Below are 21,546 nucleotides of genomic sequence, written 5' to 3'. Positions count from 1 at the left end.
ACCACCTTCAGGGAAATCCGGCTACCATCGGCGACGCTGTTCTGCCCGAAGTTCCGAAGGACGTTGGCGTGAAGCAGCACGTCCCGTTCCAGGTCGTCGGCGACCACGAACCCGTAGCCCTTCGCGCTGTCGAACCACTTCACGACGCCGGTATACGCCCTGCCATCGTCGTCGCTATTGAAAGACATCTGTCCCCTATCGACGGGCCCGTGGGCCCGAACCTGATTTTCTCGTTCTCGAGCACCGACGGCGACCGCCCCTCATCGCCGGATCGGGTCCCCGCGGCGCTCCGATTTCCTTACGAAAAAATTGATCAAGGAGAAAGTCTTTTTACATACCAAGCCCCCGAAGGATCGTCGCGGCGCCACTGGAACCGATCGTGAAGCCGGTCTTTTCCGTCCCTCCAGAATTCCATCTCGACCGGCGTGATCCGAAAGCCGCCCCAGAAGGGCGGCCGCGGCGGTGCATCGCCGAACCGTTCGCGCGCCTGCTCCACGCGCCCGGCGAGCGTCTCCCGGCTGTCGAGCGGCCGCGACTGCTGCGATGCCCATGCCCCCAACCGGGACCCCAGATCGCGCGAGGCGTAGTAGGCATCCGCCTGCGGCCCATCCTCGCGCGTGACGTGCCCGCGCACCCGTACCTGCCGCCGCAAGGTCTTCCAGTGGCAGACGAAAGCGGCCTGCGGCTGTCCGGCCAGTTCCTGACCCTTGGCACTTTCATAGTTGGTGTAGAAGACGAAGGCATTCGCCTCGATCTCCTTCAAGAGCACGACCCGCACGTTCGGCATGCCGCCTTCGTCGACCGTCGCAAGAGCGATGGCGTTGGGGTCGTTCGGCTCGGATTTCGCCGCCTCTTCCATCCACTCGCGGAACAGGGCCACCGGGTCGGCCGTCTCGGGAATGCTTGAACTGTCGGACATTTTAGGAAGGGTCTCGCTCTCTTGATGCGCCTGTTACAATCGCCTAAAGCCTCGGCCAATCAGACACCAGCGAGGCGATACCATGGCAGGACTAATGGCGGGCAAGCGCGGTCTCATCATGGGACTGGCCAACGACAAGTCCATCGCTTGGGGTATCGCCAAGGCCCTTGGCGAACAGGGCGCAGAGATGTGCTTTTCGTACCAGGGCGAAGCGTTGATGAAGCGGGTCAAGCCGCTCGCGGAACAGGTCGGGTCGGATTTCCTGGTCGAGTGCAACGTGGCCGACATGGACAGCCTAGATGCCCTCTTCGCCACGATCGAAGAGCGCTGGGGCAAGCTCGACTTCGTCGTCCACGCCATCGGCTTCTCGGACAAATCCGAGTTGCGCGGCCGCTACGTCGATACGAGCCGCGAAAACTTCCGCATGAGCCTCGACATCTCGTGCTACTCCTTCACTGCCGTGATGCAACGCGCCGAGAAGCTGATGACCGAGGGCGGTTCGGCCCTGACCCTGACCTACTACGGCGCAGAGCGGGTGATGCCGCATTACAACGTCATGGGCGTCGCCAAGGCCGCGCTCGAGGCGTCGGTGCGCTATCTCGCCGAGGATCTTGGCCGCGACGGGATTCGCGTGAATGCAATCAGCGCCGGCACGATCAAGACGCTCGCGGCGAGCGGGATCGGCGACTTCCGCTACATCATGAAGTGGAACGAGTACAACTCGCCCCTGCGCCGCACCGTTACGCAAGACGAGGTCGGCAAATCCGCGCTCTACCTGCTGTCGGACCTCGGCTCGGCCGTCACCGGAGAGGTTCTTCACGTCGATGCCGGCTACCACGTCATCGGCATGAAGAACCCCGACGCGCCCGACATCACGAAGGACTGACGTGCGGGTCGGCCACCTCCCCGCGGGCCTTGCCGCATGAGCCTCGCCGCAACCTTCGGCGTGGCCCTGGCGCACCTGCTGGCGGCAATCTCTCCCGGTCCGTCCTTCGTCCTATCCGTGCGCACCGCCGCGTCCGAGGGGTTCGGCCCCGCTGCCGGGCTGGCGCTCGGCTTCGGGATCGGCGCGACGATCTGGGCGCTTGCCGCGCTGACCGGCCTCGCCCTGCTGTTCGAGGCCCTGCCGCCCCTTTTCCTCGTCCTGAAGATCGGCGGCGGAGTATTCCTTCTATGGCTCGCCTGGAAGATGTGGCGCCACGCGGCCGAGCCGATGCCGCAGGTGGCGCCCGATGCACCGCCGCGCGGCACATGGTCGGCCATCCGTCTCGGCATCGTCACGCAGCTTGCCAATCCCAAACCCGCCATCTTCTTCGGCGCCGTGTTCGTCGGCCTCGTTCCGCCCTCGGCGGGATGGGCCGCGAAAGCATTGGTTCTGTTCAACATCCTCTGGATCGAGACGCTGTGGTACCTTTTTACCGCACGCGCCTTCTCCTTGCCCCGGCCGCGCGCGGCCTATGCGCGGGCCAAGGTCTGGCTCGACCGGGGGATGGGCACCATACTGGGCGCGCTCGGCCTGAAGGTCGCGCTCGGCTGACATCAAGGAGACAGCAATGAACGACCGCCTCCCCCACGAAAAAGGCTTCCACGTCAGCTGGGACCAGCTTCACCGCGATGCGCGCGCCCTGGCCTGGCGGCTCGACGGGATGGGCCCCGAAGGCGAGGCCGGCGAGCGCGGGGGCGGCTGGCGCGCCGTCGTCGCCATTACCCGCGGCGGCATGGCCCCGGCCATGATCGTCGCGCGCGAGCTCGACATTCGCGTCGTCGATACGATCAGCGTGAAAAGCTACGACCACCAGACGCAGACCGATGCCCGTGTGCTGAAAAGCCCCGACCTCGAGATGATGCGCGACGGCGACGGCGTGCTGATCGTGGACGACCTGGTGGATTCGGGTCGGACGCTCGAAGTGGTGCGCAACGCCTTCCCCAAGGCCCATTTCGCCACCGTCTATGCCAAGCCCAAGGGCCGGCCGCAGGTCGATACCTACATCACCGAGGTCAGCCAGGACACGTGGATCTTCTTTCCGTGGGATATGGGGCTGCAATATGTCCCGCCCTACCGCGGCACCGACTGAGGCGGACATGAAAACGGCGCGCCTCTTGTCAGGGCGCGCCGCTATCGAGCGTCGCGAGACGCCGCCTCAGGCAGCGTCGAGCTCGTGCTTCACCACTTTCTCGATATCGTCGAGGTTGTGGTTCGTCAGGGTCTTGGGCACCTCGGCAATCACCTTCTGCTCGACTTCCTTGTGGATCTTGTTTCGTAATTCTCCGAGCACACCGGGCGCCGCGACCAGGACGATCTCCTTGAACGCCCCTTCGTGGGCCTTCTTGTAGAGCATGTCGGCGAGGTCGTCCGCAAAACGGTCCTTCGCCAGCTGGTGCCAGTCCGTGTCCTCGACGGCCGAGCGGTGGACGCTGGGCCCGTCGTTGAACCGGCCGCGCTGGCTGGCCGATTGTTCGCGATCAGGCGGGTTCTCCTGCTCTTCCTTCGAAAGGACCGTCAGATACGGGTCCTCGTGATCCGTCTGATTCTCGAGGATCAGGGCTTTCTCGCCGTCTGCGATCAGGACCCAGGTGCCTTTGGTCAGTCTCGCGGCCATCTCAACTCCCTTTCCCGTTGTCGTCTTCGCCCGTGCCGTGCAGGCCACCGAGGTTGCCTTCGCCCTTCTCGTCGGACTTGGTCACCCGGGTCGTGCCGGCGCCGCGCTCGGCCTGGCGCTCTTCGTCGCGCGTGCCGACGCTGCGCTCGAGGTTGCCCTGCGCACGGCCGCCCTGGTTCGGCGTGTCGACGGCATCATCGACGAATTGTTCAGTTTCGCTCGTGCCGTCCTTGGATCTCTTTCTCTCGGCCATTTCGACAGGCTCCTTTTCGTTTCGTGTCGAAGGAGAAACCCTTGGCCCCGAGGCAGAGTTCCTCAGACCGACCGAGCGCGGTCAATCAACCAGGCCAGCGCCGCCGGTTCGCCGACTCGCGCCTTCGTCCCGCCAACCTTGATGACCACGGGCGCGGCCTCTTCGACGCGGTCCCAGATCCACTGCGCGGCCGCGTCGCTCGACGCCTCGTCCGTCAGCATGAGAGAGGCCACGACGCGAAACCCCTCGCTCTCATCCAGCACCGCCTCGGCCGAGATCGGCTGGAATGCCATACCGGGCGGCATCCGCATCGGCGCCCGCAGAAGCGCCAGCACCTCTGCGTCAAGCGGCTCCATCTCGATGACCATCGTTTGCTCCTTCCCTCAATGCAAAAGGCCGGCCCCGAAGGACCGGCCCGTCGCTGTTTCAACAGCTCGGAGGGTCACATGCGCGATGCGACGTCTTCCCAATTCACCAGTTTGTCGAGGAAGTTCGACAGGTAGGCCGGCCGCTTGTTGCGGTAGTCGATGTAGTAGGAATGCTCCCAGACATCACAGCCCAGCAGCGCCGTCTGATTGAAGCAGAGCGGGTTCACGCCGTTCTCGGTCGAGGTGACCTTCAGCGAGCCGTCCGCGTCCTTCACGAGCCAAACCCAACCCGAGCCGAACTGGCCGCCGCCCTTGGTCGAAAACTCGTCCTTGAACGTGTCGACCGACCCAAAGCTCTCTGTCAGAGCTCTTTCGACTTCGGACGGCATCTTGCTCTCGCCGGGCGTCATCCAGTTCCAGAACTGGTTGTGGTTCCAGTACTGCGACGCGTTGTTGAACAGGCCCGACTGCGCCACGACGCTCTTGTCGTAGGTGCCCTTGATGATGTCCTCGATGGATTTGCCTTCCCACTCGGACCCGGCAACCATGTCGGCCGTCTTGTCGGCATAGGCCTTGTGGTGGATATCGTGGTGGTATTCCAGCGTCTCGCGGCTCATGCCCTTGTCGGCAAGCGCGTCATGGGAATACGGCAGATCTGGCAGTTCGAAAGCCATCGGTGGCCCTCCGTCATTTGAAAATCTCGGGCGGCGTCCGAGGATCGGACCGCTCGCCAAGGCGTGATCTAGGCCGCCGGAGCCGCCCGGAAACCCTAGAAGGCACCGACTTCACCGCCGTTTCGCGCGCTGACGGCCAGCACGTCGAAAACGTAGGTCGCGACCGAGCGGAAGCACAGAACACGGGCGGTCTCGGCATCCTCAAGCCACACTGCCGCAGCAACCTGCGCCAGCCGCGTGCGGCGCACGGTGCCGGAATCAAGCACCGCCATATCCAGCGGCGTGACCTTGGCGAGCACCTCGCGTACCGCCGTGCCCTGCAAGGTGATCTCGCTTCGCATCGCGCTGATGTCGAGCGAAAGGTGGTGATGGCCGCGCAGGTCTTTCTCGAGGCCGGCCAGAGTGTCCGGCACGACCTCAAGCGGGACACGCAACAACAGCTCGTCCGGTGCCATCCACAGCACGGTTCCGCATTCGCCGGTGGCCAGCCCGAGCGGTTGCGGGACCTCGGCGCCCGTGGCGCGGCAAACGCCTTCGGCGACCGCTCCGTTCTCCAGCTCAGCCCGCAACTGGATCATCCCGGTCGGCTGCGCCTCGAACACCGAGACATAGCCGTCGAAACGCGCGCCTCGCAACGCGGTGCACAGGTCAGACATCCTGCTTGGCCCCTTCCTTGTCGTAGAAGACCGGGTCGCAAATGCGGGCCTTGTGGACGACCCCGTCTGTGCCCGGGAACTCCAGCACGTCGCCCATTCGGTCGGGCCCGTTCAGGATCAGCCCCATCGCGATGCCGTGGCCCAGCGTCGGCGAATGGTAGGTCGAGGTTACCCGGCCCTGGGTGTTGCGCTGCCCGTTCTCGTTGACGCCTTCGGCCACGGCGTAGGCGCCATCCGGCAGCACGCCCCCATCAAGCGTCTGGAGTCCCACCAGTTGCCAGCGGCTGGGATCCGCCATGTGCGCCCGCTCCTGCGCGCGCTTGCCGATATAATCGTCCTTCTTCTTCGAGATCGCCCAGTTCAGTCCGAGGTCCTGCGGAATTACGGTGCCGTCGCTTTCGTCGCCGATCATGATGAATCCCTTCTCGGCACGCAGCACATGCAATGCTTCGGTGCCATAGGGCGTCGCGCCGAACCCCTCACCTGCTTCGTGAAGTTTACTCCACAACGCGCTGGCATGATTTGCAGAAACGGCAACTTCGTAGCTAAGCTCACCTGAGAACGAGATGCGGAAGATCCGCGCCGGAATGTCCGCGACCAGGCCCTCGGCCCAGGTCATGAACGGGAGCGCGTCCTTTGAGACGTCCATCCCGCCTAGTTTCTCCAGCAGTTTCCGCGCGTTGGGGCCGACAACGGCAATTTGCGCCCATTGCTCGGTCACGTTCGAGACATGGACCTGCATGTCCCACCATTCGGTCTGGAGCCATTCCTCCATATGGGCATGGATACGGTCCGCGCCCCCAGTGGTGGTGTGGCAGAGGAAGGTGTCGTCGCTCAACCGTGCGACGACGCCGTCATCCATGAGGAAGCCGTTCTCGGAACACATCAGGCCGTAGCGACACCGGCCGACCTTCAGGGTGCTCATCATGTTGGTGTAGAGCAAGTCGAGGAAGCGACCCGCATCAGGACCCTTCACGACGATCTTTCCAAGCGTCGAAGCATCAAGCAATCCAACGGCTTGCCGCGCGTTCTTCACTTCTCGCATTACAGCCGCCTGCCGATCTTCGCCGGCGCGCAGGTAGCAGAACGGGCGGCGCCAGTGGCCTACCGGCTCCCAACTTGCGCCGTTCGCTTCGTGCCAGTCGTGCAGCGGCGTGCGGCGGAGGGGCTGGAAGATGTCCCCGCGTGCCTCACCCGCGATCGCACCCATGGATACGGGCACGTAAGGCGGGCGGAACGTGGTGGTGCCAACCTGCGGAATCGGGCTTCCGACCTCTTGAGAAAGCACCGCCAAGCCGTTGATGTTGCTGAGCTTCCCCTGATCTGTCGCCATCCCGAGCGTGGTGTAGCGCTTGGCGTGTTCGACGCTGACGAACCCCTCACGCGCGGCAAGCTGAATGTCCGAAACCTTCACGTCGTTCTGATAGTCGAGGAACATCTTGGCCCGCAGGTCAGGCCCCGCGCTTTCCGGCATCACCCAGACCGGGCGCATCGGTTGCTCGGTAAGAGTTCTGTCGGACTCTTGTAGGAGATCGGTGAGAGAAAGCGTGAGATCTCCGGCTGCGGCCCCGACGGCCGAAGCCATCCCGCGCCCGTCCGCACCCAGAGGTGGACGGGCCGCGTCGGGATAGAAGAACGCCTGCGCGTCGTCCCACAGGAGCTTGCCGCCGCAATGGGACCAGAGGTGCGGGACCGGCGACCAACCGCCCGACATCGCGATCGCGTCGCAGTCAACCAACCGGCCACCCGTGCCGGAGCCGTCCATGGCGAAAACGCGGACTGCGGTGACGCCCTTGCCGCCCTCGGCCTTGATGCCCGAGGCGCTCGCGATCTCGACCCCGCGGTCGCGGACGCGGGACGGCAGGGCGCCCGAGGCATCCGGCCGGGCGTCGATCACAAGCGGCACCGTCACGCCCGCGTCGAGAAGCGCGAGTGCGGTGCGATAGGCGTCGTCGTTGTTCGTCACCAGCACCACCCGGCGGCCTGGGCTGACCGCATAGTCGCTGACGTAGTCGCGCGCGGCCGAGGCGAGCATGACGCCGGGGATGTCGTTGCCGGCAAAGGGCAGAGGACGCTCGATCGCGCCGGTGGCGGTGACGATGTGCTCCGCGCGGATGCGCCACAGGCGGTGCCGGGGAGCGTCGGCGCCGGGGCGATCCTCGGCCACCCACTCGTAGGCGGTGAGGTAGCCGTGATCGTAGACGCCCGATCCCTGCAGGTTCAGGCGGAGCGTCACGTTCTTCATCTCGGCAAGCTCGGCGAGGCGGGCGGCGACCCAGTCGGCAGCGCTCTGGCCGTCGATCGTCGAGCCGTCGATGGCGCCGTCGGTGACGCTGCGGCCGCCCCAGAGGGTGTCCTGCTCCATCAACAGGACGCGCTTGCCGTCGCGCGCCGCCTTCAGCGCAGCATCGATCCCGGTGACGCCGCCACCGACCACGGCCACGTCGCAGTGGAAATGGAAGTGCTCGTAACGGTCGGCGTCCACCCCCTCGGGCGGGCGGCCGAGACCGGCGGAGCGGCGGATGATGGGCTCGTAGAGCTTCTCCCAGAAGGCGGCGGGCCAGGTGAAGGTCTTGTAGTAGAAGCCCGCCGGCAGGAACCGCGAGAGGCCCGTGTTGATGGAGCCGATGTCGTGGTCGAGGGACGGCCAGCGGTTCTGCGAGGTGGCGCGCAGGCCCTCATGGATGCGGGTGGTGGTGGCGCGCTGGTTGGGCTCGAACCGGGAGCCGGTGCCGGTGCCGACGAGGGCGTTCGGCTCTTCGTGGCCGGCCGTGACGGGGCCGCGGGGGCGGTGGTACTTGAACGACCGGCCCATGAGCGTGCGCCCGCCGGCCATCAGCGCCGAGGCGATCGTGTCGCCGTGCAGCCCCTCGTGCGGCTTGCCGTCGAAGGTGAAGTTCAGGCGGCGGTGGGGGTCGATGCGACGGCCGGGCGTGGAAAGGCGGTAGCTGGTCATGCGCGCGTCCCTTCGTCGCCGAGATCGCGCCAGCGCCAGCCGGGATGGGCGGCGGAGATGCGGTCGAGGATCTCTTGCGGGGGCCTCTGCGTCTGCGCGGGATAGGTGCCGAAGACCTGCATGGTCACGGTGTGGCGCGCGGCGTGGAACCACTTGCCGCAGCCGAAGGCGTGGCGCCACCTTTCGAAATGGGGACCCTTGGGGTTCTCGCGCATGAAGAGGTAGGTTTCGAAATCGGCGTCATTCGAGCCGGGGCCGTGGCGTGTCAGATGCGCCTCGCCGCCGGGCGTCAGCTCGGTCTCGTCGGCGTCGACGCCGCAATAGGGGCAGTGGAGGATCAGCATGGGAACCCCGTGGATCTGAAGTCGCGGGTCGGACGGCGTGAAGTCATCAGTGCGCCACCCCTGCCGCGACGCTTTCGTCGATGAAGCGGCCCTCGCGGAAGCGGTTCAGCGAGAAGGCGTCGGTCAGGGGGCTTTTGCCGGTGACCATCAGCTCGGCGAAGGCCCAGCCCGAGCCGGGCGTGGCCTTGAAGCCGCCGGTGCCCCAGCCGCAGTTGATGAACACGCCCTCGACCGGGGTTTTCGACAGGATCGGGGAACGGTCGCCTGTCATGTCGACGATGCCGCCCCATTGGCGCAGCATCTTGAGGCGCGAGATCATCGGAAAGGTCTCGACCAGGGCGCGCACGGTCTCCTCGATGTGGTGGAACGAGCCGCGCTGGGTGTAGGCGTTGTAGCTGTCGGTGCCGCCGCCGATCACCATCTCGCCCTTGTCGGACTGGCTCATGTAGCCGTGGACCGTGTTCGCCATCACGACGATGTCCATGCAGGGCTTGATCGGCTCGGACACCAGCGCCTGAAGCGGGACGGATTCGATGGGAAGGCGGAAGCCCGCCATTTCGGCGAGACGGCCCGAGTGCCCCGCGACGACGATGCCGAGCTTGCCGCAGTCGATATGGCCGCGCGTCGTGTCCACGCCGGTGACCCTGGCGCCGTCGCGGGTGACGTCCGTGACCTCGCATTGCTCGATGATGTCCATGCCCATGTCCGAGCAGGCGCGCGCATAGCCCCAGGCGACGGCATCGTGGCGCGCGGTGCCGGCACGGGGCTGCCAGAGGCCGCCAAGGACGGGATAGCGCGGCCCGTCGATGTTCAGGATCGGGCAGATCTCCTTGACCTCCTTGGGACCGAGGAAGCGCGTGTCGATCCCCTGAAGCATGTTGGCATGGGCGGTGCGGAGGTAGCCGCGTTTCTCATGCTCGGTCTGGGCGAGCATCAGGACGCCGCGGGGCGAAAACATCACATTGTAGTTGAGGTCCCGGCTCATCGTCTCGAAGAGGCTGCGGGACTTTTCGTAGAGCGCGGCGGACGGGTCCTGCAGGTAGTTCGAGCGGATGATCGTGGTGTTGCGCCCCGTGTTGCCGCCGCCGAGCCACCCCTTTTCCAGCACCGCAACGCTGGTGATGCCGTAGTTCTTGCCCAGCCAATAGGCGGTGGCGAGGCCGTGACCGCCGGCGCCGACGATGACGACGTCGTAGCGCTTCTTCGGCTCGGGGCTGCGCCAGGCGCGCGTCCAGCCGGTATGGTGGCGAAACGCCTCACGGGCGATGGCGAAGGCAGAATAGCGTTTCATCGGCGTCCCTTCCGTCCGGCCCGTCCTACGGCCCGGCGCGTGCGAGTAAATGCGTGCCAGCGGCATGTTCAACCATGTTTGCGACATGCCCGCCCGGGCGCGGCATTCCATCCGCTTTTCGCCGCGGCACGATGCGTCTAGAGAGGCCGGGACCCACCACGGGAAGGAATGAAATGCTGTTCTGGATCGCCGCCGTGCTGATCGCCGCGCTGGGCGCCTTGCCCGTGCTGGCCGCGCTGTTCCGGCCCGGTGGTGGCCGCGAGGCGGCGCACGACATGGCGATCTACCGCGACCAGCTGACCGAGATCGACCGTGATCTGTCGCGTGGCGTCCTGACCGAGGACGAGGCCGATCGCACCCGCGCCGAAGTCTCGCGCCGGCTGCTCGAGGCGGATCGCCGGGGCGCGCGCCGGATGCGCGAGGCGTCCAAGCCGGTGCGGCTGGTGGCTGCGGGGCTCGTCGCGGTTGCGGTGATGGCGGGGGGCCTTGCGATCTATCGCATCGAAGGTGCGCCGGGCTACCCCGACCTGCCCCTGCGCGCGCGGCTGGCCGACGCCGACAGCGCCCGTGCCGCGCGCCTGAGCCAGCCAGAGGCCGAGGCGCGCGCGCAGGAGGCCGGCGCCCTACCCGAGCCGGTGGAGCCGGGGCCCGAATTCGCGGACCTGATGGAGCGTCTGCGGACGGTGCTCGAAGAGCGGCCGGACGATCCGCAGGGCCTGCGCCTTCTGGCGGCGAACGAGGCGCGGCTGGGCAATTTCGGCGCCGCGCGCGAGGCGCAGGAACGGCTGGTCGAGGTCCTTGGCGACGATGCCCCGGCCGACGCCTATGCGTACCTGGGCGAGCTCATGGTGATGAACGCGGGCGGCTATATCTCGCCCGAGGCCGAGGCGCAGTTCGCTGCCGCGCTGCAGATCGACCCGCGCAACACCCGCGCGCTTTATTTCATAGGCCTGAGCTATGCGCAGACCGGCCGTCCGGACCGCACCTTCGGCATCTGGCGTCCGCTGCTCGAATCCGCGCCGGCCGACGCGCCGTGGGTCGCGGCGATCCGCGCCCAGATCGGCGAGGTCGCCGCGCGGGCCGGGGTGGAGTACGAGGCACCCGCCGCGCCGGTCGGTCCCACAGCCGAGGACATGGCCGCCGCCGCGCAGATGAGCCCCGAAGACCGCCAGCAGATGGTCGAGGGAATGGTTGCGCGCCTCAGCGAACGCCTCGCGACCGAAGGCGGCGCGGCGCCGGAATGGGCGCGGCTGATCGCGGCCCTGGGCGTTCTGGGCGATACCGAGCGCGCGACGGCGATCTATGGCGAGGCGCAGCAGGTCTTTGCCAATCAGCCCGAAGATCTGGCCCTGATCGAGGAGGCCGCTGATCAGGCGGGTGTCGCGCAATGATCCATGACCGGATGGAAGAGTTCGCTGCCGCCCTGCCCCCGATGCGCGCGCTGATGGGGCTGGATTTCGGGACCAAGACGATCGGCGTCGCCGTTTCGGACCGGATGCGCTCGGTCGCGAGCGGGATTGAAACGGTGCGTCGCAAGAAGTTCACGCAGGATGCGGGCCGCCTGGTCGAGATCGCGCAGGGTCGCGAGATCGGCGGCATCGTTCTGGGCCTGCCGCGCAACATGGACGGCAGCGAGGGGCCGCGCGCGCAGTCCACCCGCGCCTTCGCGCGAAACCTGTCGCGGCTTCTGGACCTGCCCATCGGCTTTTGGGACGAGCGGCTGTCGACCGTGGCGGCCGAACGCGCGCTGCTCGAGGCCGATACCAGCCGCGCGCGCCGCGCCGAGGTGGTGGATCAGGTCGCGGCGGCCTACATCCTTCAAGGTGCACTGGACAGGCTGGCGAGGATCGGATGAGCGACGACGTCTGGAAACGCGACGAGGTTCAGAGCCCGTGCATCAAGGTCTGCGTGATCCACCCGCAGTCCCGGCTGTGCACCGGCTGCCTGCGGTCGATCGACGAGATCTCGACCTGGAATATCATGTCTGCGGACGAACGCCGCGCGGTGCTGGCCGAACTGCCGAGCCGCCAGGGCCTGGTCGCCCGCCGCCGGGGCGGACGCGCGCGGACGCGGTCGCAGGAGTAGCGCGTCAGGCAGCCTCGCGCGTGACGGCTGCGAGCGCCTCTTCAACCAGCTTTCCATCCGCTCCCGGACGGTTCGCGCCCTCGGACAGGATGCGCCGCCAGTGCCGCGCGCCGGGGCGCCCGGTGAACAGGCCCAGCATGTGGCGCGTGACCTGGTGCAGGCGCCCGCCGTCGGCGATGTGGGCCTCGGCATAGGGGATCATCTCGCGCGCGACATCCTCGGCCGTCGGGCGCGGGGCGGCGTCGCCGTAGATGCGACGGTCGGCGTCGAGCAGGATGTCGGCGGGGCGCTGGTAGGCGGCGCGGCCGATCATCACCCCGTCAAGCGCGTCCAGGTGCTCGGACGCCGCATCGAGGCTGTCGATGCCGCCGTTGATCGAAATATGCAGGTCGGGGAACGCCGCCTTCATCCGGTGGACGAGCGCGTAATCAAGCGGCGGAATGTCCCGATTCTCTTTCGGGCTGAGCCCCTGAAGCCAGGCCTTGCGGGCGTGGATCGTCACGCGGCGCACCCCCGCGGCGGCGACCTTTTGCAGGAAATCAGGCAGGATGACCTCGGGCTCCTGCTCGTCCACGCCGATGCGGCACTTCACCGTGACCTCGCGCCCTTGGGCGTGGATCATCTCGGCCACGCATTCGGCCACGAGGTCAGGGTGGCGCATGAGAACCGCTCCGAAGGTGCCCGACTGCACACGATCGGACGGGCAGCCGCAGTTGAGGTCGATCTGATCGTAGCCTTCTTCGGCGCCGATCCTTGCCGCCGCGGCCAGCTCTTGCGGGTCCGAGCCGCCGAGTTGCAGCGCCACCGGGTGTTCGGTGTCGTCGAAGGTGACGAGATGCCGCGCCCCGCCCCGCACGAGTGCGGGGGCAGTCACCATCTCGGTATAGAGCAGCGCGTGGCGCGACATCTTGCGATGGAAGACGCGGCAGTGCCGGTCGGTCCAATCCATCATCGGCGCAACGGACAGGCGGGCGGCTTCGGCCATCGGTTTTCCACTGGCAGTCATCTCGGGCACGCTTTGCCTCCGGGTCTCATGCGAGCGGTGTTGCTACAGCGCGGTCGTCCGTTTGGAAAGCCCGGCGCGGAGGCGCGGGTCGGACCGAGGTGCGGTGTTTCGTCCAATCTCCAGTATCGGCGGTTCACAACTACGAGATGATCTGACATCATGCTGAAGAAGCTGCGTTCAGGGGGAAAAATGATTGCCAATCTGACCGTGGGTGAGCGCCAGTCTGCGCTCGTCTTGCTTGGCATCGGGGGGCTGATCGGCCTTGCGATGGCCGTCGCCGGCGCGGGTGAGGCCTTCGGGGTTCACGGCTTCATCGTCATTATCTTCTGCGCGATCCTGTTTTTCCGGGTGCTGTCGCACCTGGACGATCCGCAGCCCTCCCGCGACGTCTACCGCAGCTATTACGACGACCCGATCAAGGTCGGGATCATCCTGGCGATGGTCTGGGCGATCATCGGCATGTTCTTCGGCCTGTGGGTCGCCTACCTGCTGGCCTGGCCCGACATGACGATCGACGCGCCCTGGGCGAGCTTCGGTCGGTTGCGCCCCGCGCACACGACGGGCGTCATCTTCGGCTTCGGCGGCACGGCCCTCATCGCCACGTCGTTCCATGTCATGCAGCGCACCAGCCGGGCACGGCTGGCGGGGCAGTTCAGCCCGTGGTTCGTGCTGTTTGGCTACCAGCTTTTCGTGATCCTGGCGGTCTCGGGCTACTTGATGGGCATCAACCAGTCCAAGGAATACGCCGAGGCCGAGTGGTATGCGGATTTCTGGCTGGTCATCGTCTGGGTGACGTATTTCGTCCTTTACCTGCGCACGCTCGCGCGCCGGAACGAGCCGCATATCTACGTCGCCAACTGGTACTACATGGCCTTCATCCTGATCGTGGCCATCCTGCACATCTTCAACAACATCGCGCTGCCGGTGTCGTGGGCGGGGTCGCGCAGCTACATCGTCTGGTCAGGCGTGCAGGACGCGATGATGCAGTGGTGGTACGGGCACAACGCGGTGGCGTTCTTCCTGACCGCGGGCTTTCTGGGGATGCTCTACTACTACCTCCCGAAGCGCGCCGAGCGTCCGATCTATTCCTACCGCCTGTCGATCCTGTCCTTCTGGGGCATCGTGTTCTTCTACGTCTGGGCCGGTTCTCACCACCTGCACTACACCGCGCTGCCGCACTGGGTGCAGACGCTGGGGATGACGTTCTCGGTGATGCTGCTGGTGCCGTCCTGGGCGACGGCGGCGAACGCGCTGCTGACGCTGAACGGCGCGTGGCACAAGGTGCGCGACGACGCCACGCTGCGGTTCATGATGGTGGCCGCGATCTTCTACGGCCTGACCACGTTCGAGGGATCGCTCCTCGCCATCCGCGGGGTCAACGCGCTGTCGCACTACACCGACTGGACGGTGGCCCACGTCCATGCAGGGGCGCTGGGCTGGAACGCGATCCTGATCTTCGGGGTGGTCTACGCGGCGGTTCCGGTGATCTGGCGACGCGAGCGGATGTGGTCGAACAAGCTGATCGAGTGGCACTTCTGGCTCGCGATCCTCGGGACAGTGATCTACGTCCTGGCGATGTGGAACTCGGGCATCCTGCAGGGCCTGATGTGGCGGACCTATACCGACGCCGGCACGCTGCAGTACCCGTTCATCGCCACGGTTCTCGCGATGAACCCCTACTACGTGGCGCGGGCGGTCGGCGGGACGATGTTCTTCGCCGGAACGCTGCTCGGCTGTTTCAACATCTGGATGACGATCCGGCAGGCCCCGAGCGCGGCCGTGGTTCGGGATCACCCCGTCTCGCCGCGCGGCGAGGTGGACGACCACGGCCTTCCGGCGGAGTAAGACGATGCTGAAGTCCCTTCTGGCCCCGTTCCGCAAGTTCTTCCACGGGCTCTTTGCCGCGCAATACCGGCTGGAGCGTTACTCGCTCGGGCTGGCGGGGGCGATCATCGTCGCCGGCAGCATCGGCGGCGCGGTCGAGATCGCGCCGCTCTTCACCATCGACGAGACGGTCGAGGACGTGCCCGACATGCGCGTCTACACTCCACTGGAACAGGTGGGCCGCGACCTCTACATCCGCGAGGGCTGCTACACCTGCCACAGCCAGATGATCCGCACGCTGAAGGACGAGGTCGACCGCTACGGCCCCTATTCGCGGGCGGTCGAGTCCAAGTACGACCACCCGCACCTCTGGGGCTCGAAGCGAACGGGCCCCGATCTTGCGCGGATCGGGGGCAAGTATTCCGACGCGTGGCACGTGGCGCACCTGTATTATCCGCGCGACGTGGTGCCGGATTCTGTCATGCCCGCCTATCGCTGGCTGTCGCGGCGGAACGCGAACATCACCGATCTTCCCGAGCGGCTGAGGGCGCTGCAGCGTGTCGGCGTCCCCTATACCGACGAGATGATCGAGAACTCGGTCAGCGACGCGCTGGCGCAGGCGATGCCCGACGGGCCGCGGGTCAGCGGCCTGATCGAGCGCTATGGCGAAGAGACCACGATCCGGAACTTCGACGGCCTCTCGGGCGCTCCTACCGAGATGGACGCGATGGTCGCCTATCTTCAGGTCCTGGGGCAGCTCGTCGACATCACCGACATCGCCCAGACACTCGAGGAGGAATGACATCATGGAGATCAGTCACGATACCCTTGTCGCCTTCGCCAAGACCTTCGGTCTGTTCTACCTGATCGCGATGTTCCTGGTCGCCCTGCTCTACGCCTTCTGGCCGTCGAACGGAAAGCGATTCAAACGCGCGGCCGACAGTGTGCTCGATGACGAGGATGGCCCATGTCGGTAGAGGACGAACGCGACCCGCTGACCGGGCACCAGACGACCGGGCACAACTGGAACGGCATCAAGGAGCTGAACACCCGCGTGCCGCGCGCGGTCTGGTGGGCGATCGGCATCACCCATGTCTGGGCGCTGATCATGTGGATCCTGCTGCCGACATGGCCGCTGGTCACGACCTACACCAAGGGCCTGCTTGGGGTGAACCAGAGGGAGCTGGTCCAGGGAGAGCTTGCAGCCGGCGAACGGTACCGCGAGCACTGGGAGGCGCACATGTCGGTCGCCACGCTCGACGAAATCCGGTCCGAGCAGGCGCTGATGGACGTCGTCACGGCCAGCGCGCCGACCCTCTGGGGCGACAATTGCGCAGCGTGTCACGGGCTCGAAGGGATCGGCGGTCCGGGCTTTCCGAGCCTGATCGACGATGCATGGCTCTGGGGCGGCAGCGACGAGGCGGTGCTGGAATCCATCCGGGTGGGCATCAACACCGCGCATCCCGAGACGCGGATCTCGGAGATGCTGGCCTTTGGCGAGATGGGCATCCTGTCGCGCGACCAGATCCGGGCCGTGGCCGCCTATGTGCGCTCGCTTTCCGGCCTGGGCGAGCCCGAGCCTGCCGTGCTCGAGGAAGGTGCGACGATCTTTGCCGAGAACTGCACGAGCTGCCACGGAGAGGACGCGACCGGCCTGAACGAGATCGGGGCGCCGAACCTCACCGATGCGTTCTGGATCTATGGCGGCGACCCGCAATCGGTGTTCCGGTCCATCCACGACGGCCGGCGCGGGTGGATGCCGGCATGGGAAGGGCGGTTGAGCGAGGCGCAGAGCAAGATCCTGGCGATCTACCTGCTCGACTACCTGCCCGAGGCGGAATGAGCGGGCAGGCCAACGCCCCTTGGCGCCTCGGGTCGCGCTGGTTCTGGATCGCCGTGGCGGTCGGCATCGGGTTGGTCGTCATCGCGGCCAACGTTCATCTCGTCTACGTCTCGGTGACATCGCAGCCTGCCTGCGTCCCGCACCTGGAAGCTCCCGACCACGGCGGCACGACCTACCGCGCCGCCAAGTCGGCCTGTTGAGGGAGAAGACCATGGACACGCATTCGGCAATCCCGAAAGTCGTCCCGCCCCTGCCGCGCCCCAATCCCAAGGCGCGAGACCTGCCGAAGCGGACGGCCCTTGGCTGGCTGAAGGCAGGTTGGGACGACTTCCGTACAAATCCGGTGCCGAGCCTGTGCTACGGGCTGGCGGTCTTCGCCATCTCGGCCTTCGTCGTATGGGGGATGTTCCGGTTCGAGGTGGACTACTTCTTCCTGCCGGCGCTGAGCGGGTTCATGGTCCTCGGGCCCCTGATCGCGACCGGCCTTTATGAAAAGAGTCGCCGGCTGGAGGAAGGCAAGCGGACCCATCTCGGCGGTATGCTCTTCGTCAGGCCGGCGTCGACCTACCAGGCGGTGTTCCTCGGGTTGCTCCTGCTGTTCCTGTTCATGCTCTGGCAGCGCGCCGCGTTCCTGCTTTACGCGCTGCACATGGGCGTGCGCCCCTTCCCTGGCTTCGACGAGATCCTGCCGTTGATCTTCACGACCTGGATCGGCTGGTCGCTGCTGATCACGGGCACCGTCATCGGCGGCCTCTTTGCCGCGTTCGGCTTCGCGATCAGTGTCTTCGCCATGCCCATGATGCTCGAAGAGCGCACGGACGCGCTGACGGCGATGGGGATCAGCATGACGCTGGTCTGGAACAACCTCAGCGTCATGCTGATCTGGGCCGCAATCGTGGTCGGCCTCTTCGTGGTGTCGCTGCTGACCGGGCTTCTGGGGTTCATCGTGATCTTCCCGGTGCTCGGCCACGCGACGTGGCATGCCTATCGCGACATCCGCGTCAGCCGCGGCGAACGCGTCTTCTTCAGCCCCGAATAAGACCTAGTCCGGGGCCTCTTCCGTCGCGTCGCGGGATGGAAGAGGCCGGTCCTCTTCGTCCAGCAGCACGCGTTCGGCCGAGCCGCTGAGGTCCTCGTACTGGCCGCTGCGCATGCTCCACAAGAATGCGACGAGGCCGATCAGACCAAGCCCGATGCTGGTCGGGATCAAGAGGGCGAGGATGCTCATGCGTAGCCCTCTTGCGCTGCGGGATTGCCGGGGGTGGTCAGGGTCCGACGCCCGGGCCGGATCGAGTTGGCGACCACGACGATCGACGAGCCCGACATGGCGAGTGCCGCGACGAGCGGCGTGACGAAACCCGCGACGGCCAGCGGGATGACGATGCAGTTATAGGCGATGGCGATGCCGAAATTCTGCCGCACCTGCCGCGCGGCTCGGCGGGCAGTGCCGTAGGCGGTGGTGACCGCGGCAAACCCTTCGCGGGTGAGGACGAAAGCCGCCGCCATCCGCCCGGCATCCGAGGCCGATCCCGGCGCCATCGACACATGGGCCGCTGCAAGCGCCGCGGCATCGTTCAGCCCATCGCCCACCATGAGCACGCGCCGCCCCTCGGCCCGCAGCGCCTCGAGATGGGCGATCTTCTGGGCCGGGGTCGCGCCGTGGCGCACGGCATCGAAGTGGAGATTGCGCACGATGGCCTCGACCGCTTCGGGGCCGTCGCCGGATAGAAGCTCGACCCGCATCCCGGCTGCCTGAAAGGCCGCGACGGCATCGGCCGCTCCCTCGCGCAGCGTTTCGGAGACGGTGAAGGTCGAGAGGGGGCCGCCCTCCAGCGCGAAGGCAGGTCCGCTGGCGTCTGCGTGTCCGCCGGTCGCGATCTCCATCACCCAGGCGTGCCGCCCGAGTCGCGCGCGCCGGCCCGCGACGACCGCTTCGATGCCGCAGCCCGGCGTCTCGCGCAGGTGATCGACCGGCGCGGGTGGCCCCCCGATGTAAGCCGCGATCGCGCGCGAGGCCGGGTGCAGCGACCGCGCCGCAAGGGCCGCGGCAACCGCGCGATCCTCGGCCGCGTCGGGGCCGCCGCCGGTGACGACGGGCGTGCCGGTCGTGACGGTCCCGGTCTTGTCGAAGACGGCGCAGTCGATGGTCGCCAACCGCTCCAGCGCAGAGCCGTCCTTCATCATGATCCCCTCGCGGAACAGGCGCCCAGCCGCGGACACGTGCACCACGGGAACGGCAAGGCCAAGGGCGCAGGGACAGGTGATGATAAGGACGGAAATCGCCGTGAAGAGCGAGGGATACCACGCGCCGGTCGCAATGACCCAGCCGGCGAAGGTCAGCGCGGCAAGAAGGTGAACCACCGGCGCGTAAAGCCGCGCTGCCCTGTCGGCAATCCGCACATAGGCGCCGCGCCCCTGTTCGGCGGCGGCAAGCATGCGCGAGATCTCGGCCAGGAACGACGTCTCAGCCGGGCGCAGAACGCGCATCCGGATCGCACCGGTGAGGTTGAGGATGCCCGCTTCGATCGCGACGCCGGGGCCTGCGGACGCCGGCGCATGCTCGCCCGTCACCAGCGAGCGGTCAAGGTCGGTCGCGCCGTCGAGGATGCAGCCGTCGACGGGAATGCGCTCCCCCGGCGCGATCTGAAGCACCATGTCGGGCCGGATGTCGTCGAGGCCAAGATAGGCCGTGGACCCGTCCGGCAGCTCGCGCATTGCGCCGCGCGCGGCCAGGCGTGCGAGGCTGGTGACGGCGCTGCGGGCCTTCGCGCGCATGAGCTGGTCGAGGTAGCGCCCGACGAGCAGGAAGAAAAGCAGCACGACGGCCGCGTCGAAATAGACGTGGGGCCCCTGCATGGCTGTCTCGAAAAGGCTGATCGCGGTCGCAAGAAGCACCGCGAGCGAAATCGGGACGTCCATGTTCAGGCGCCCTCCCCTGAGCGCCGTCAGCGCCGAAGCGAAGAACGGACGGCCCGCGTATGCGACGACCGGCAGCGCGATGAGGGCCGAGATCATGTGGAAGACATCGCGCGACGCACCCTCGGCGCCCGACCAGACCGAAACCGACAGGAGCATGATGTTGGTCGCGCCGAAGCCCGCGACGGCAAGGCAGCGCAACAGGCCCGAGGCGGCGTCATCGGCCTTGCTGTCCTCGGGCGCGGCTAGGTCGATCAGCGTGGCAGGATAGCCCTTGGCCTGGAGCCGCTGCATCGCGGGCCGGGGGTCCGTCTCGGGGCTGCGCAGGATGAGGGCGACCTGCCGAAGGGTCAGGTTCGCGCGCGCGGCGACGACACCTTCGCAGTCCGAGAGCGCCCGTTCGACCGCACCGATGCATTTCCCGCAGCTGATGTCGGGGACCGACAGGCGACAGTGCCCGTGCCCGTCGTCACCCTTTCGCACCCGTCCAAGACGTTCGGCGCGTCGGAATTCCCCGGGCATGGCCCCCTCGGCAGAGGCGGCGGTGTCGCAACAACTCACGGGATCGCAGCTCCTGATGATCTCAAAGCCGGAACATGCCGAAGCCTACACCCATTCCGCCGGGCTTTGAAGTCGAGCGGATCAGTCGTACATCTCGGCCAGATCGACGGTGGAGCGCTGCCCCAGATCCTCGAGATGCGCGTCGAGGAACCTGTCGGCGGCGGCGCGGCCGGCCTTGAACAGGCGGTCAATGAGGATCGCCGAGGGGATCAGCTTGGTCGCCACCGACAGGTCCCGCATGAGACCGTCATCGGCGATCATGTGGACAAAGACGTATTTCATCGCGCCTTCTGGCACCCGCCCCTCTTCGATGAGCCTCTGGACGAAGCGGATGGCGCGCAGGTCCCGCAGGAGCGAGCTGTTAAAGGATATCTCGTTGATCCGGTTGTGGATTTCGTGGGCGGTATAGGGCAGGTCGTCGCGCACCAGCGGGTTGATGTTCACGATCACCACGTCGGCGGGCAGCGCCGCGTCGTAGAACGGAAAGAGCGCCGGGTTGCCGGTGTAGCCGCCATCCCAGTATGCCTCGCCGTCGATCTCGACCGCCTGGAACAGCGACGGCAGGCAGGCCGAGGCCAGGAGGGCTTCGGGCGAAAGCTCGCTGCCAGAAAAGACGCGGATCTTGCCGGTGCGGACATTCGTGGCGCAGACGTGGAATTCCGGTCCGACCTGAGACGAAACGTCGTCGAAGCGCATGTCCGACACAATCGGGGCGAGCGGGTTGCGGTAGAACGGCCCGAGCGCATAGGGCGAGGTCGCCTGCCCCAGGATGTCGCTGACGGTGTAGAGCGTCGAATACTCGATCGCCCTGGAAATCGCTTCGGTTGCCGGCGCGATCGGCGACAGCCAGGTCCCCAGCCTCAGGTCCCGCACCCCCAGGATGCGTGACCAGAGCCACGAGAGATTTTCGCGCGCCGCATCGGGTCCGCCACGGGCGAGGCCGGCCTTCAGGGCGGCACCGTTCAGCGCACCGGCCGAGGTCCCGGAGATGGCGGCGATCTCGACCCTGTCGGATTCGAGGATTCGGTCGAGCACGCCCCAGGTGAAGGCTCCGTGTGCGCCCCCACCCTGCAACGCAATGTTGATCCGCTTGAGATTCGTCATCCGCCTGCATCCCCGGTGGCCGAGTTCCCGCGATCGAGCCCGTCAGGTCGTCACGTCCGCTGCTCGTGCCGCCCGGTCAGCGCGCCGTCCAGCCGCCATCGACCGAGATCGTCGTGCCGGTGATCTGCGCCGCCGCGTCCGAGCAC

The 21,546-nt window shown here is 66.8% G+C and carries 26 protein-coding genes; 12 read left to right on the top strand and 14 right to left on the bottom strand.

Features of this window, described 5'->3' with window-relative positions; all coding sequences use genetic code 11:
- Together ACFDS3_RS10360 and pdxH are read right to left on the bottom strand one after the other, a co-directional pair.
- Window positions 1-188 (bottom strand): cold-shock protein (locus ACFDS3_RS10360; protein ID WP_375262280.1); only part of this gene is annotated, 188 nt, incomplete at its 3' end.
- A 125-nt stretch (window positions 189-313) separates the two neighbouring features.
- A complete protein-coding gene (gene pdxH, locus ACFDS3_RS10355; protein ID WP_375262279.1) occupies window positions 314-919 on the bottom strand; it encodes a pyridoxamine 5'-phosphate oxidase in 606 nt (201 codons plus the stop codon).
- A gap of 82 nt (window positions 920-1,001) precedes the next feature.
- On the opposite strand from pdxH, the gene fabI reads away from it, so the two are divergent.
- Genes fabI through gpt form a run of 3 tightly spaced genes read left to right on the top strand, consistent with a single transcriptional unit; the run spans window position 1,002 to window position 2,994 of the window.
- Window positions 1,002-1,805 (top strand): enoyl-ACP reductase FabI, encoded by an 804-nt coding sequence (fabI, locus tag ACFDS3_RS10350; RefSeq protein ID WP_375262278.1) that lies wholly within the window; start codon window positions 1,002-1,004, stop codon window positions 1,803-1,805.
- A 36-nt stretch (window positions 1,806-1,841) separates the two neighbouring features.
- Window positions 1,842-2,456 (top strand): LysE family translocator, encoded by a 615-nt coding sequence (locus tag ACFDS3_RS10345; RefSeq protein ID WP_375262277.1) that lies wholly within the window; start codon window positions 1,842-1,844, stop codon window positions 2,454-2,456.
- Window positions 2,457-2,472: 16 nt separating this feature from the next.
- Window positions 2,473-2,994 (top strand): xanthine phosphoribosyltransferase, encoded by a 522-nt coding sequence (gpt, locus tag ACFDS3_RS10340; RefSeq protein ID WP_375262276.1) that lies wholly within the window; start codon window positions 2,473-2,475, stop codon window positions 2,992-2,994.
- A 66-nt stretch (window positions 2,995-3,060) separates the two neighbouring features.
- On the opposite strand, the gene ACFDS3_RS10335 is transcribed toward gpt, so the two are convergent.
- The 8 genes from ACFDS3_RS10335 to ACFDS3_RS10300 form a co-directional block, all read right to left on the bottom strand.
- Window positions 3,061-3,519 (bottom strand): host attachment family protein, encoded by a 459-nt coding sequence (locus ACFDS3_RS10335; RefSeq protein WP_375262275.1) that lies wholly within the window; start codon window positions 3,517-3,519, stop codon window positions 3,061-3,063.
- Between the two features lies 1 nt (window position 3,520).
- The gene (locus ACFDS3_RS10330; RefSeq protein ID WP_375262274.1) at window positions 3,521-3,772 is read right to left on the bottom strand and encodes a hypothetical protein; all 252 of its coding nucleotides are present in this window, start codon (window positions 3,770-3,772) and stop codon (window positions 3,521-3,523) included.
- A 62-nt stretch (window positions 3,773-3,834) separates the two neighbouring features.
- Window positions 3,835-4,140 (bottom strand): hypothetical protein, encoded by a 306-nt coding sequence (locus tag ACFDS3_RS10325; protein WP_375262273.1) that lies wholly within the window; start codon window positions 4,138-4,140, stop codon window positions 3,835-3,837.
- A gap of 74 nt (window positions 4,141-4,214) precedes the next feature.
- Window positions 4,215-4,814 carry a superoxide dismutase gene (locus ACFDS3_RS10320; protein WP_375262272.1) on the bottom strand — a complete coding sequence of 200 codons (600 nt, stop codon included), beginning with the start codon at window positions 4,812-4,814 and terminating at the stop codon, window positions 4,215-4,217.
- A gap of 95 nt (window positions 4,815-4,909) precedes the next feature.
- Window positions 4,910-5,470 carry a sarcosine oxidase subunit gamma gene (locus tag ACFDS3_RS10315; protein ID WP_375262271.1) on the bottom strand — a complete coding sequence of 187 codons (561 nt, stop codon included), beginning with the start codon at window positions 5,468-5,470 and terminating at the stop codon, window positions 4,910-4,912.
- Complete coding sequence (locus ACFDS3_RS10310) at window positions 5,463-8,426, bottom strand: sarcosine oxidase subunit alpha family protein (RefSeq protein WP_375262270.1); 2,964 nt, start codon at window positions 8,424-8,426, stop codon at window positions 5,463-5,465. The genes ACFDS3_RS10315 and ACFDS3_RS10310 overlap by 8 nt, the downstream gene beginning before the upstream one ends.
- On the bottom strand, window positions 8,423-8,770 hold the full coding sequence (locus ACFDS3_RS10305; protein ID WP_375262269.1) for a sarcosine oxidase subunit delta: 348 nt from the start codon (window positions 8,768-8,770) through the stop codon (window positions 8,423-8,425). The genes ACFDS3_RS10310 and ACFDS3_RS10305 overlap by 4 nt, the downstream gene beginning before the upstream one ends.
- 46 nt (window positions 8,771-8,816) lie before the next feature.
- On the bottom strand, window positions 8,817-10,061 hold the full coding sequence (locus ACFDS3_RS10300; RefSeq protein ID WP_375262268.1) for a sarcosine oxidase subunit beta family protein: 1,245 nt from the start codon (window positions 10,059-10,061) through the stop codon (window positions 8,817-8,819).
- 173 nt (window positions 10,062-10,234) lie between these two features.
- Between ACFDS3_RS10300 and ccmI the strand changes: the two genes are divergently transcribed.
- From ccmI to ACFDS3_RS10285, 3 genes are read left to right on the top strand one after another with little or no spacing between them, the layout of a single operon-like run.
- Window positions 10,235-11,452, top strand: coding sequence for a c-type cytochrome biogenesis protein CcmI (ccmI, locus tag ACFDS3_RS10295; RefSeq protein ID WP_375262267.1), 1,218 nt, complete (start codon window positions 10,235-10,237; stop codon window positions 11,450-11,452).
- Window positions 11,449-11,916 (top strand): Holliday junction resolvase RuvX, encoded by a 468-nt coding sequence (ruvX, locus tag ACFDS3_RS10290; protein WP_375262266.1) that lies wholly within the window; start codon window positions 11,449-11,451, stop codon window positions 11,914-11,916. Before ccmI ends, ruvX begins: the two co-directional genes overlap by 4 nt.
- Entirely contained in the window at window positions 11,913-12,146 is a 234-nt protein-coding gene (locus ACFDS3_RS10285) for a DUF1289 domain-containing protein (protein WP_375262265.1), read from the top strand. Before ruvX ends, ACFDS3_RS10285 begins: the two co-directional genes overlap by 4 nt.
- 4 nt (window positions 12,147-12,150) lie before the next feature.
- Here the strand turns inward: ACFDS3_RS10285 and dusA are convergent, their stop codons facing one another.
- A complete protein-coding gene (dusA, locus tag ACFDS3_RS10280; protein WP_375262282.1) occupies window positions 12,151-13,152 on the bottom strand; it encodes a tRNA dihydrouridine(20/20a) synthase DusA in 1,002 nt (333 codons plus the stop codon).
- A 189-nt stretch (window positions 13,153-13,341) separates the two neighbouring features.
- Here dusA and ccoN point away from each other — a divergent pair, with 189 nt between their 5' ends.
- The 6 genes from ccoN to ACFDS3_RS10250 are packed head-to-tail and all read left to right on the top strand — an operon-like array spanning window position 13,342 to window position 17,858.
- Window positions 13,342-14,997: a cytochrome-c oxidase, cbb3-type subunit I gene (gene ccoN / locus ACFDS3_RS10275; protein WP_375262264.1), complete on the top strand. Its 1,656-nt coding sequence runs from the start codon at window positions 13,342-13,344 to the stop codon at window positions 14,995-14,997.
- A 4-nt stretch (window positions 14,998-15,001) separates the two neighbouring features.
- Window positions 15,002-15,778 carry a cytochrome-c oxidase, cbb3-type subunit II gene (ccoO, locus tag ACFDS3_RS10270; RefSeq protein ID WP_375262263.1) on the top strand — a complete coding sequence of 259 codons (777 nt, stop codon included), beginning with the start codon at window positions 15,002-15,004 and terminating at the stop codon, window positions 15,776-15,778.
- Window positions 15,779-15,782: 4 nt separating this feature from the next.
- On the top strand, window positions 15,783-15,953 hold the full coding sequence (locus tag ACFDS3_RS10265; RefSeq protein ID WP_375262262.1) for a cbb3-type cytochrome c oxidase subunit 3: 171 nt from the start codon (window positions 15,783-15,785) through the stop codon (window positions 15,951-15,953).
- Window positions 15,944-16,819 carry a cytochrome-c oxidase, cbb3-type subunit III gene (gene ccoP, locus ACFDS3_RS10260; RefSeq protein WP_375262261.1) on the top strand — a complete coding sequence of 292 codons (876 nt, stop codon included), beginning with the start codon at window positions 15,944-15,946 and terminating at the stop codon, window positions 16,817-16,819. Before ACFDS3_RS10265 ends, ccoP begins: the two co-directional genes overlap by 10 nt.
- Window positions 16,816-17,019: a hypothetical protein gene (locus ACFDS3_RS10255; RefSeq protein WP_375262260.1), complete on the top strand. Its 204-nt coding sequence runs from the start codon at window positions 16,816-16,818 to the stop codon at window positions 17,017-17,019. The genes ccoP and ACFDS3_RS10255 overlap by 4 nt, the downstream gene beginning before the upstream one ends.
- An 11-nt stretch (window positions 17,020-17,030) precedes the next feature.
- Complete coding sequence (locus tag ACFDS3_RS10250) at window positions 17,031-17,858, top strand: DUF2189 domain-containing protein (RefSeq protein WP_375262259.1); 828 nt, start codon at window positions 17,031-17,033, stop codon at window positions 17,856-17,858.
- 3 nt (window positions 17,859-17,861) lie between these two features.
- Here ACFDS3_RS10250 and ccoS read toward each other — a convergent pair whose 3' ends face one another.
- The 3 genes from ccoS to ACFDS3_RS10235 form a co-directional block, all read right to left on the bottom strand.
- Window positions 17,862-18,047, bottom strand: a complete 186-nt coding sequence (gene ccoS / locus ACFDS3_RS10245; protein ID WP_375262258.1) for a cbb3-type cytochrome oxidase assembly protein CcoS — start codon at window positions 18,045-18,047, stop codon at window positions 17,862-17,864.
- Complete coding sequence (locus tag ACFDS3_RS10240; RefSeq protein WP_375262257.1) at window positions 18,044-20,257, bottom strand: heavy metal translocating P-type ATPase; 2,214 nt, start codon at window positions 20,255-20,257, stop codon at window positions 18,044-18,046. Before ACFDS3_RS10240 ends, ccoS begins: the two co-directional genes overlap by 4 nt.
- A gap of 120 nt (window positions 20,258-20,377) precedes the next feature.
- On the bottom strand, window positions 20,378-21,400 hold the full coding sequence (locus ACFDS3_RS10235) for a patatin-like phospholipase family protein (protein WP_375262256.1): 1,023 nt from the start codon (window positions 21,398-21,400) through the stop codon (window positions 20,378-20,380).
- Window positions 21,401-21,546: the final 146 nt, after the last annotated feature.

It is taken from the genome of Palleronia sp., assembly GCF_042089775.1.
Taxonomy (GTDB): domain Bacteria; phylum Pseudomonadota; class Alphaproteobacteria; order Rhodobacterales; family Rhodobacteraceae; genus Palleronia.
Note: the sequence above shows the minus strand (reverse complement) of the source record. Positions and strands in the feature narration are given on the sequence as shown.

Coding starts and splice junctions, on each gene's coding strand:
- pdxH (WP_375262279.1), bottom strand. CDS start 919: ATGTCCGACAGTTCAAGCATTCCCGAGACGGCCGACCCGGTGGCCCTG.
- fabI (WP_375262278.1), top strand. CDS start 1,002: ATGGCAGGACTAATGGCGGGCAAGCGCGGTCTCATCATGGGACTGGCC.
- ACFDS3_RS10345 (WP_375262277.1), top strand. CDS start 1,842: ATGAGCCTCGCCGCAACCTTCGGCGTGGCCCTGGCGCACCTGCTGGCG.
- gpt (WP_375262276.1), top strand. CDS start 2,473: ATGAACGACCGCCTCCCCCACGAAAAAGGCTTCCACGTCAGCTGGGAC.
- ACFDS3_RS10335 (WP_375262275.1), bottom strand. CDS start 3,519: ATGGCCGCGAGACTGACCAAAGGCACCTGGGTCCTGATCGCAGACGGC.
- ACFDS3_RS10330 (WP_375262274.1), bottom strand. CDS start 3,772: ATGGCCGAGAGAAAGAGATCCAAGGACGGCACGAGCGAAACTGAACAA.
- ACFDS3_RS10325 (WP_375262273.1), bottom strand. CDS start 4,140: ATGGTCATCGAGATGGAGCCGCTTGACGCAGAGGTGCTGGCGCTTCTG.
- ACFDS3_RS10320 (WP_375262272.1), bottom strand. CDS start 4,814: ATGGCTTTCGAACTGCCAGATCTGCCGTATTCCCATGACGCGCTTGCC.
- ACFDS3_RS10315 (WP_375262271.1), bottom strand. CDS start 5,470: ATGTCTGACCTGTGCACCGCGTTGCGAGGCGCGCGTTTCGACGGCTAT.
- ACFDS3_RS10310 (WP_375262270.1), bottom strand. CDS start 8,426: ATGACCAGCTACCGCCTTTCCACGCCCGGCCGTCGCATCGACCCCCAC.
- ACFDS3_RS10305 (WP_375262269.1), bottom strand. CDS start 8,770: ATGCTGATCCTCCACTGCCCCTATTGCGGCGTCGACGCCGACGAGACC.
- ACFDS3_RS10300 (WP_375262268.1), bottom strand. CDS start 10,061: ATGAAACGCTATTCTGCCTTCGCCATCGCCCGTGAGGCGTTTCGCCAC.
- ccmI (WP_375262267.1), top strand. CDS start 10,235: ATGCTGTTCTGGATCGCCGCCGTGCTGATCGCCGCGCTGGGCGCCTTG.
- ruvX (WP_375262266.1), top strand. CDS start 11,449: ATGATCCATGACCGGATGGAAGAGTTCGCTGCCGCCCTGCCCCCGATG.
- ACFDS3_RS10285 (WP_375262265.1), top strand. CDS start 11,913: ATGAGCGACGACGTCTGGAAACGCGACGAGGTTCAGAGCCCGTGCATC.
- dusA (WP_375262282.1), bottom strand. CDS start 13,152: ATGACTGCCAGTGGAAAACCGATGGCCGAAGCCGCCCGCCTGTCCGTT.
- ccoN (WP_375262264.1), top strand. CDS start 13,342: ATGATTGCCAATCTGACCGTGGGTGAGCGCCAGTCTGCGCTCGTCTTG.
- ccoO (WP_375262263.1), top strand. CDS start 15,002: ATGCTGAAGTCCCTTCTGGCCCCGTTCCGCAAGTTCTTCCACGGGCTC.
- ACFDS3_RS10265 (WP_375262262.1), top strand. CDS start 15,783: ATGGAGATCAGTCACGATACCCTTGTCGCCTTCGCCAAGACCTTCGGT.
- ccoP (WP_375262261.1), top strand. CDS start 15,944: ATGTCGGTAGAGGACGAACGCGACCCGCTGACCGGGCACCAGACGACC.
- ACFDS3_RS10255 (WP_375262260.1), top strand. CDS start 16,816: ATGAGCGGGCAGGCCAACGCCCCTTGGCGCCTCGGGTCGCGCTGGTTC.
- ACFDS3_RS10250 (WP_375262259.1), top strand. CDS start 17,031: ATGGACACGCATTCGGCAATCCCGAAAGTCGTCCCGCCCCTGCCGCGC.
- ccoS (WP_375262258.1), bottom strand. CDS start 18,047: ATGAGCATCCTCGCCCTCTTGATCCCGACCAGCATCGGGCTTGGTCTG.
- ACFDS3_RS10240 (WP_375262257.1), bottom strand. CDS start 20,257: ATGCCCGGGGAATTCCGACGCGCCGAACGTCTTGGACGGGTGCGAAAG.
- ACFDS3_RS10235 (WP_375262256.1), bottom strand. CDS start 21,400: ATGACGAATCTCAAGCGGATCAACATTGCGTTGCAGGGTGGGGGCGCA.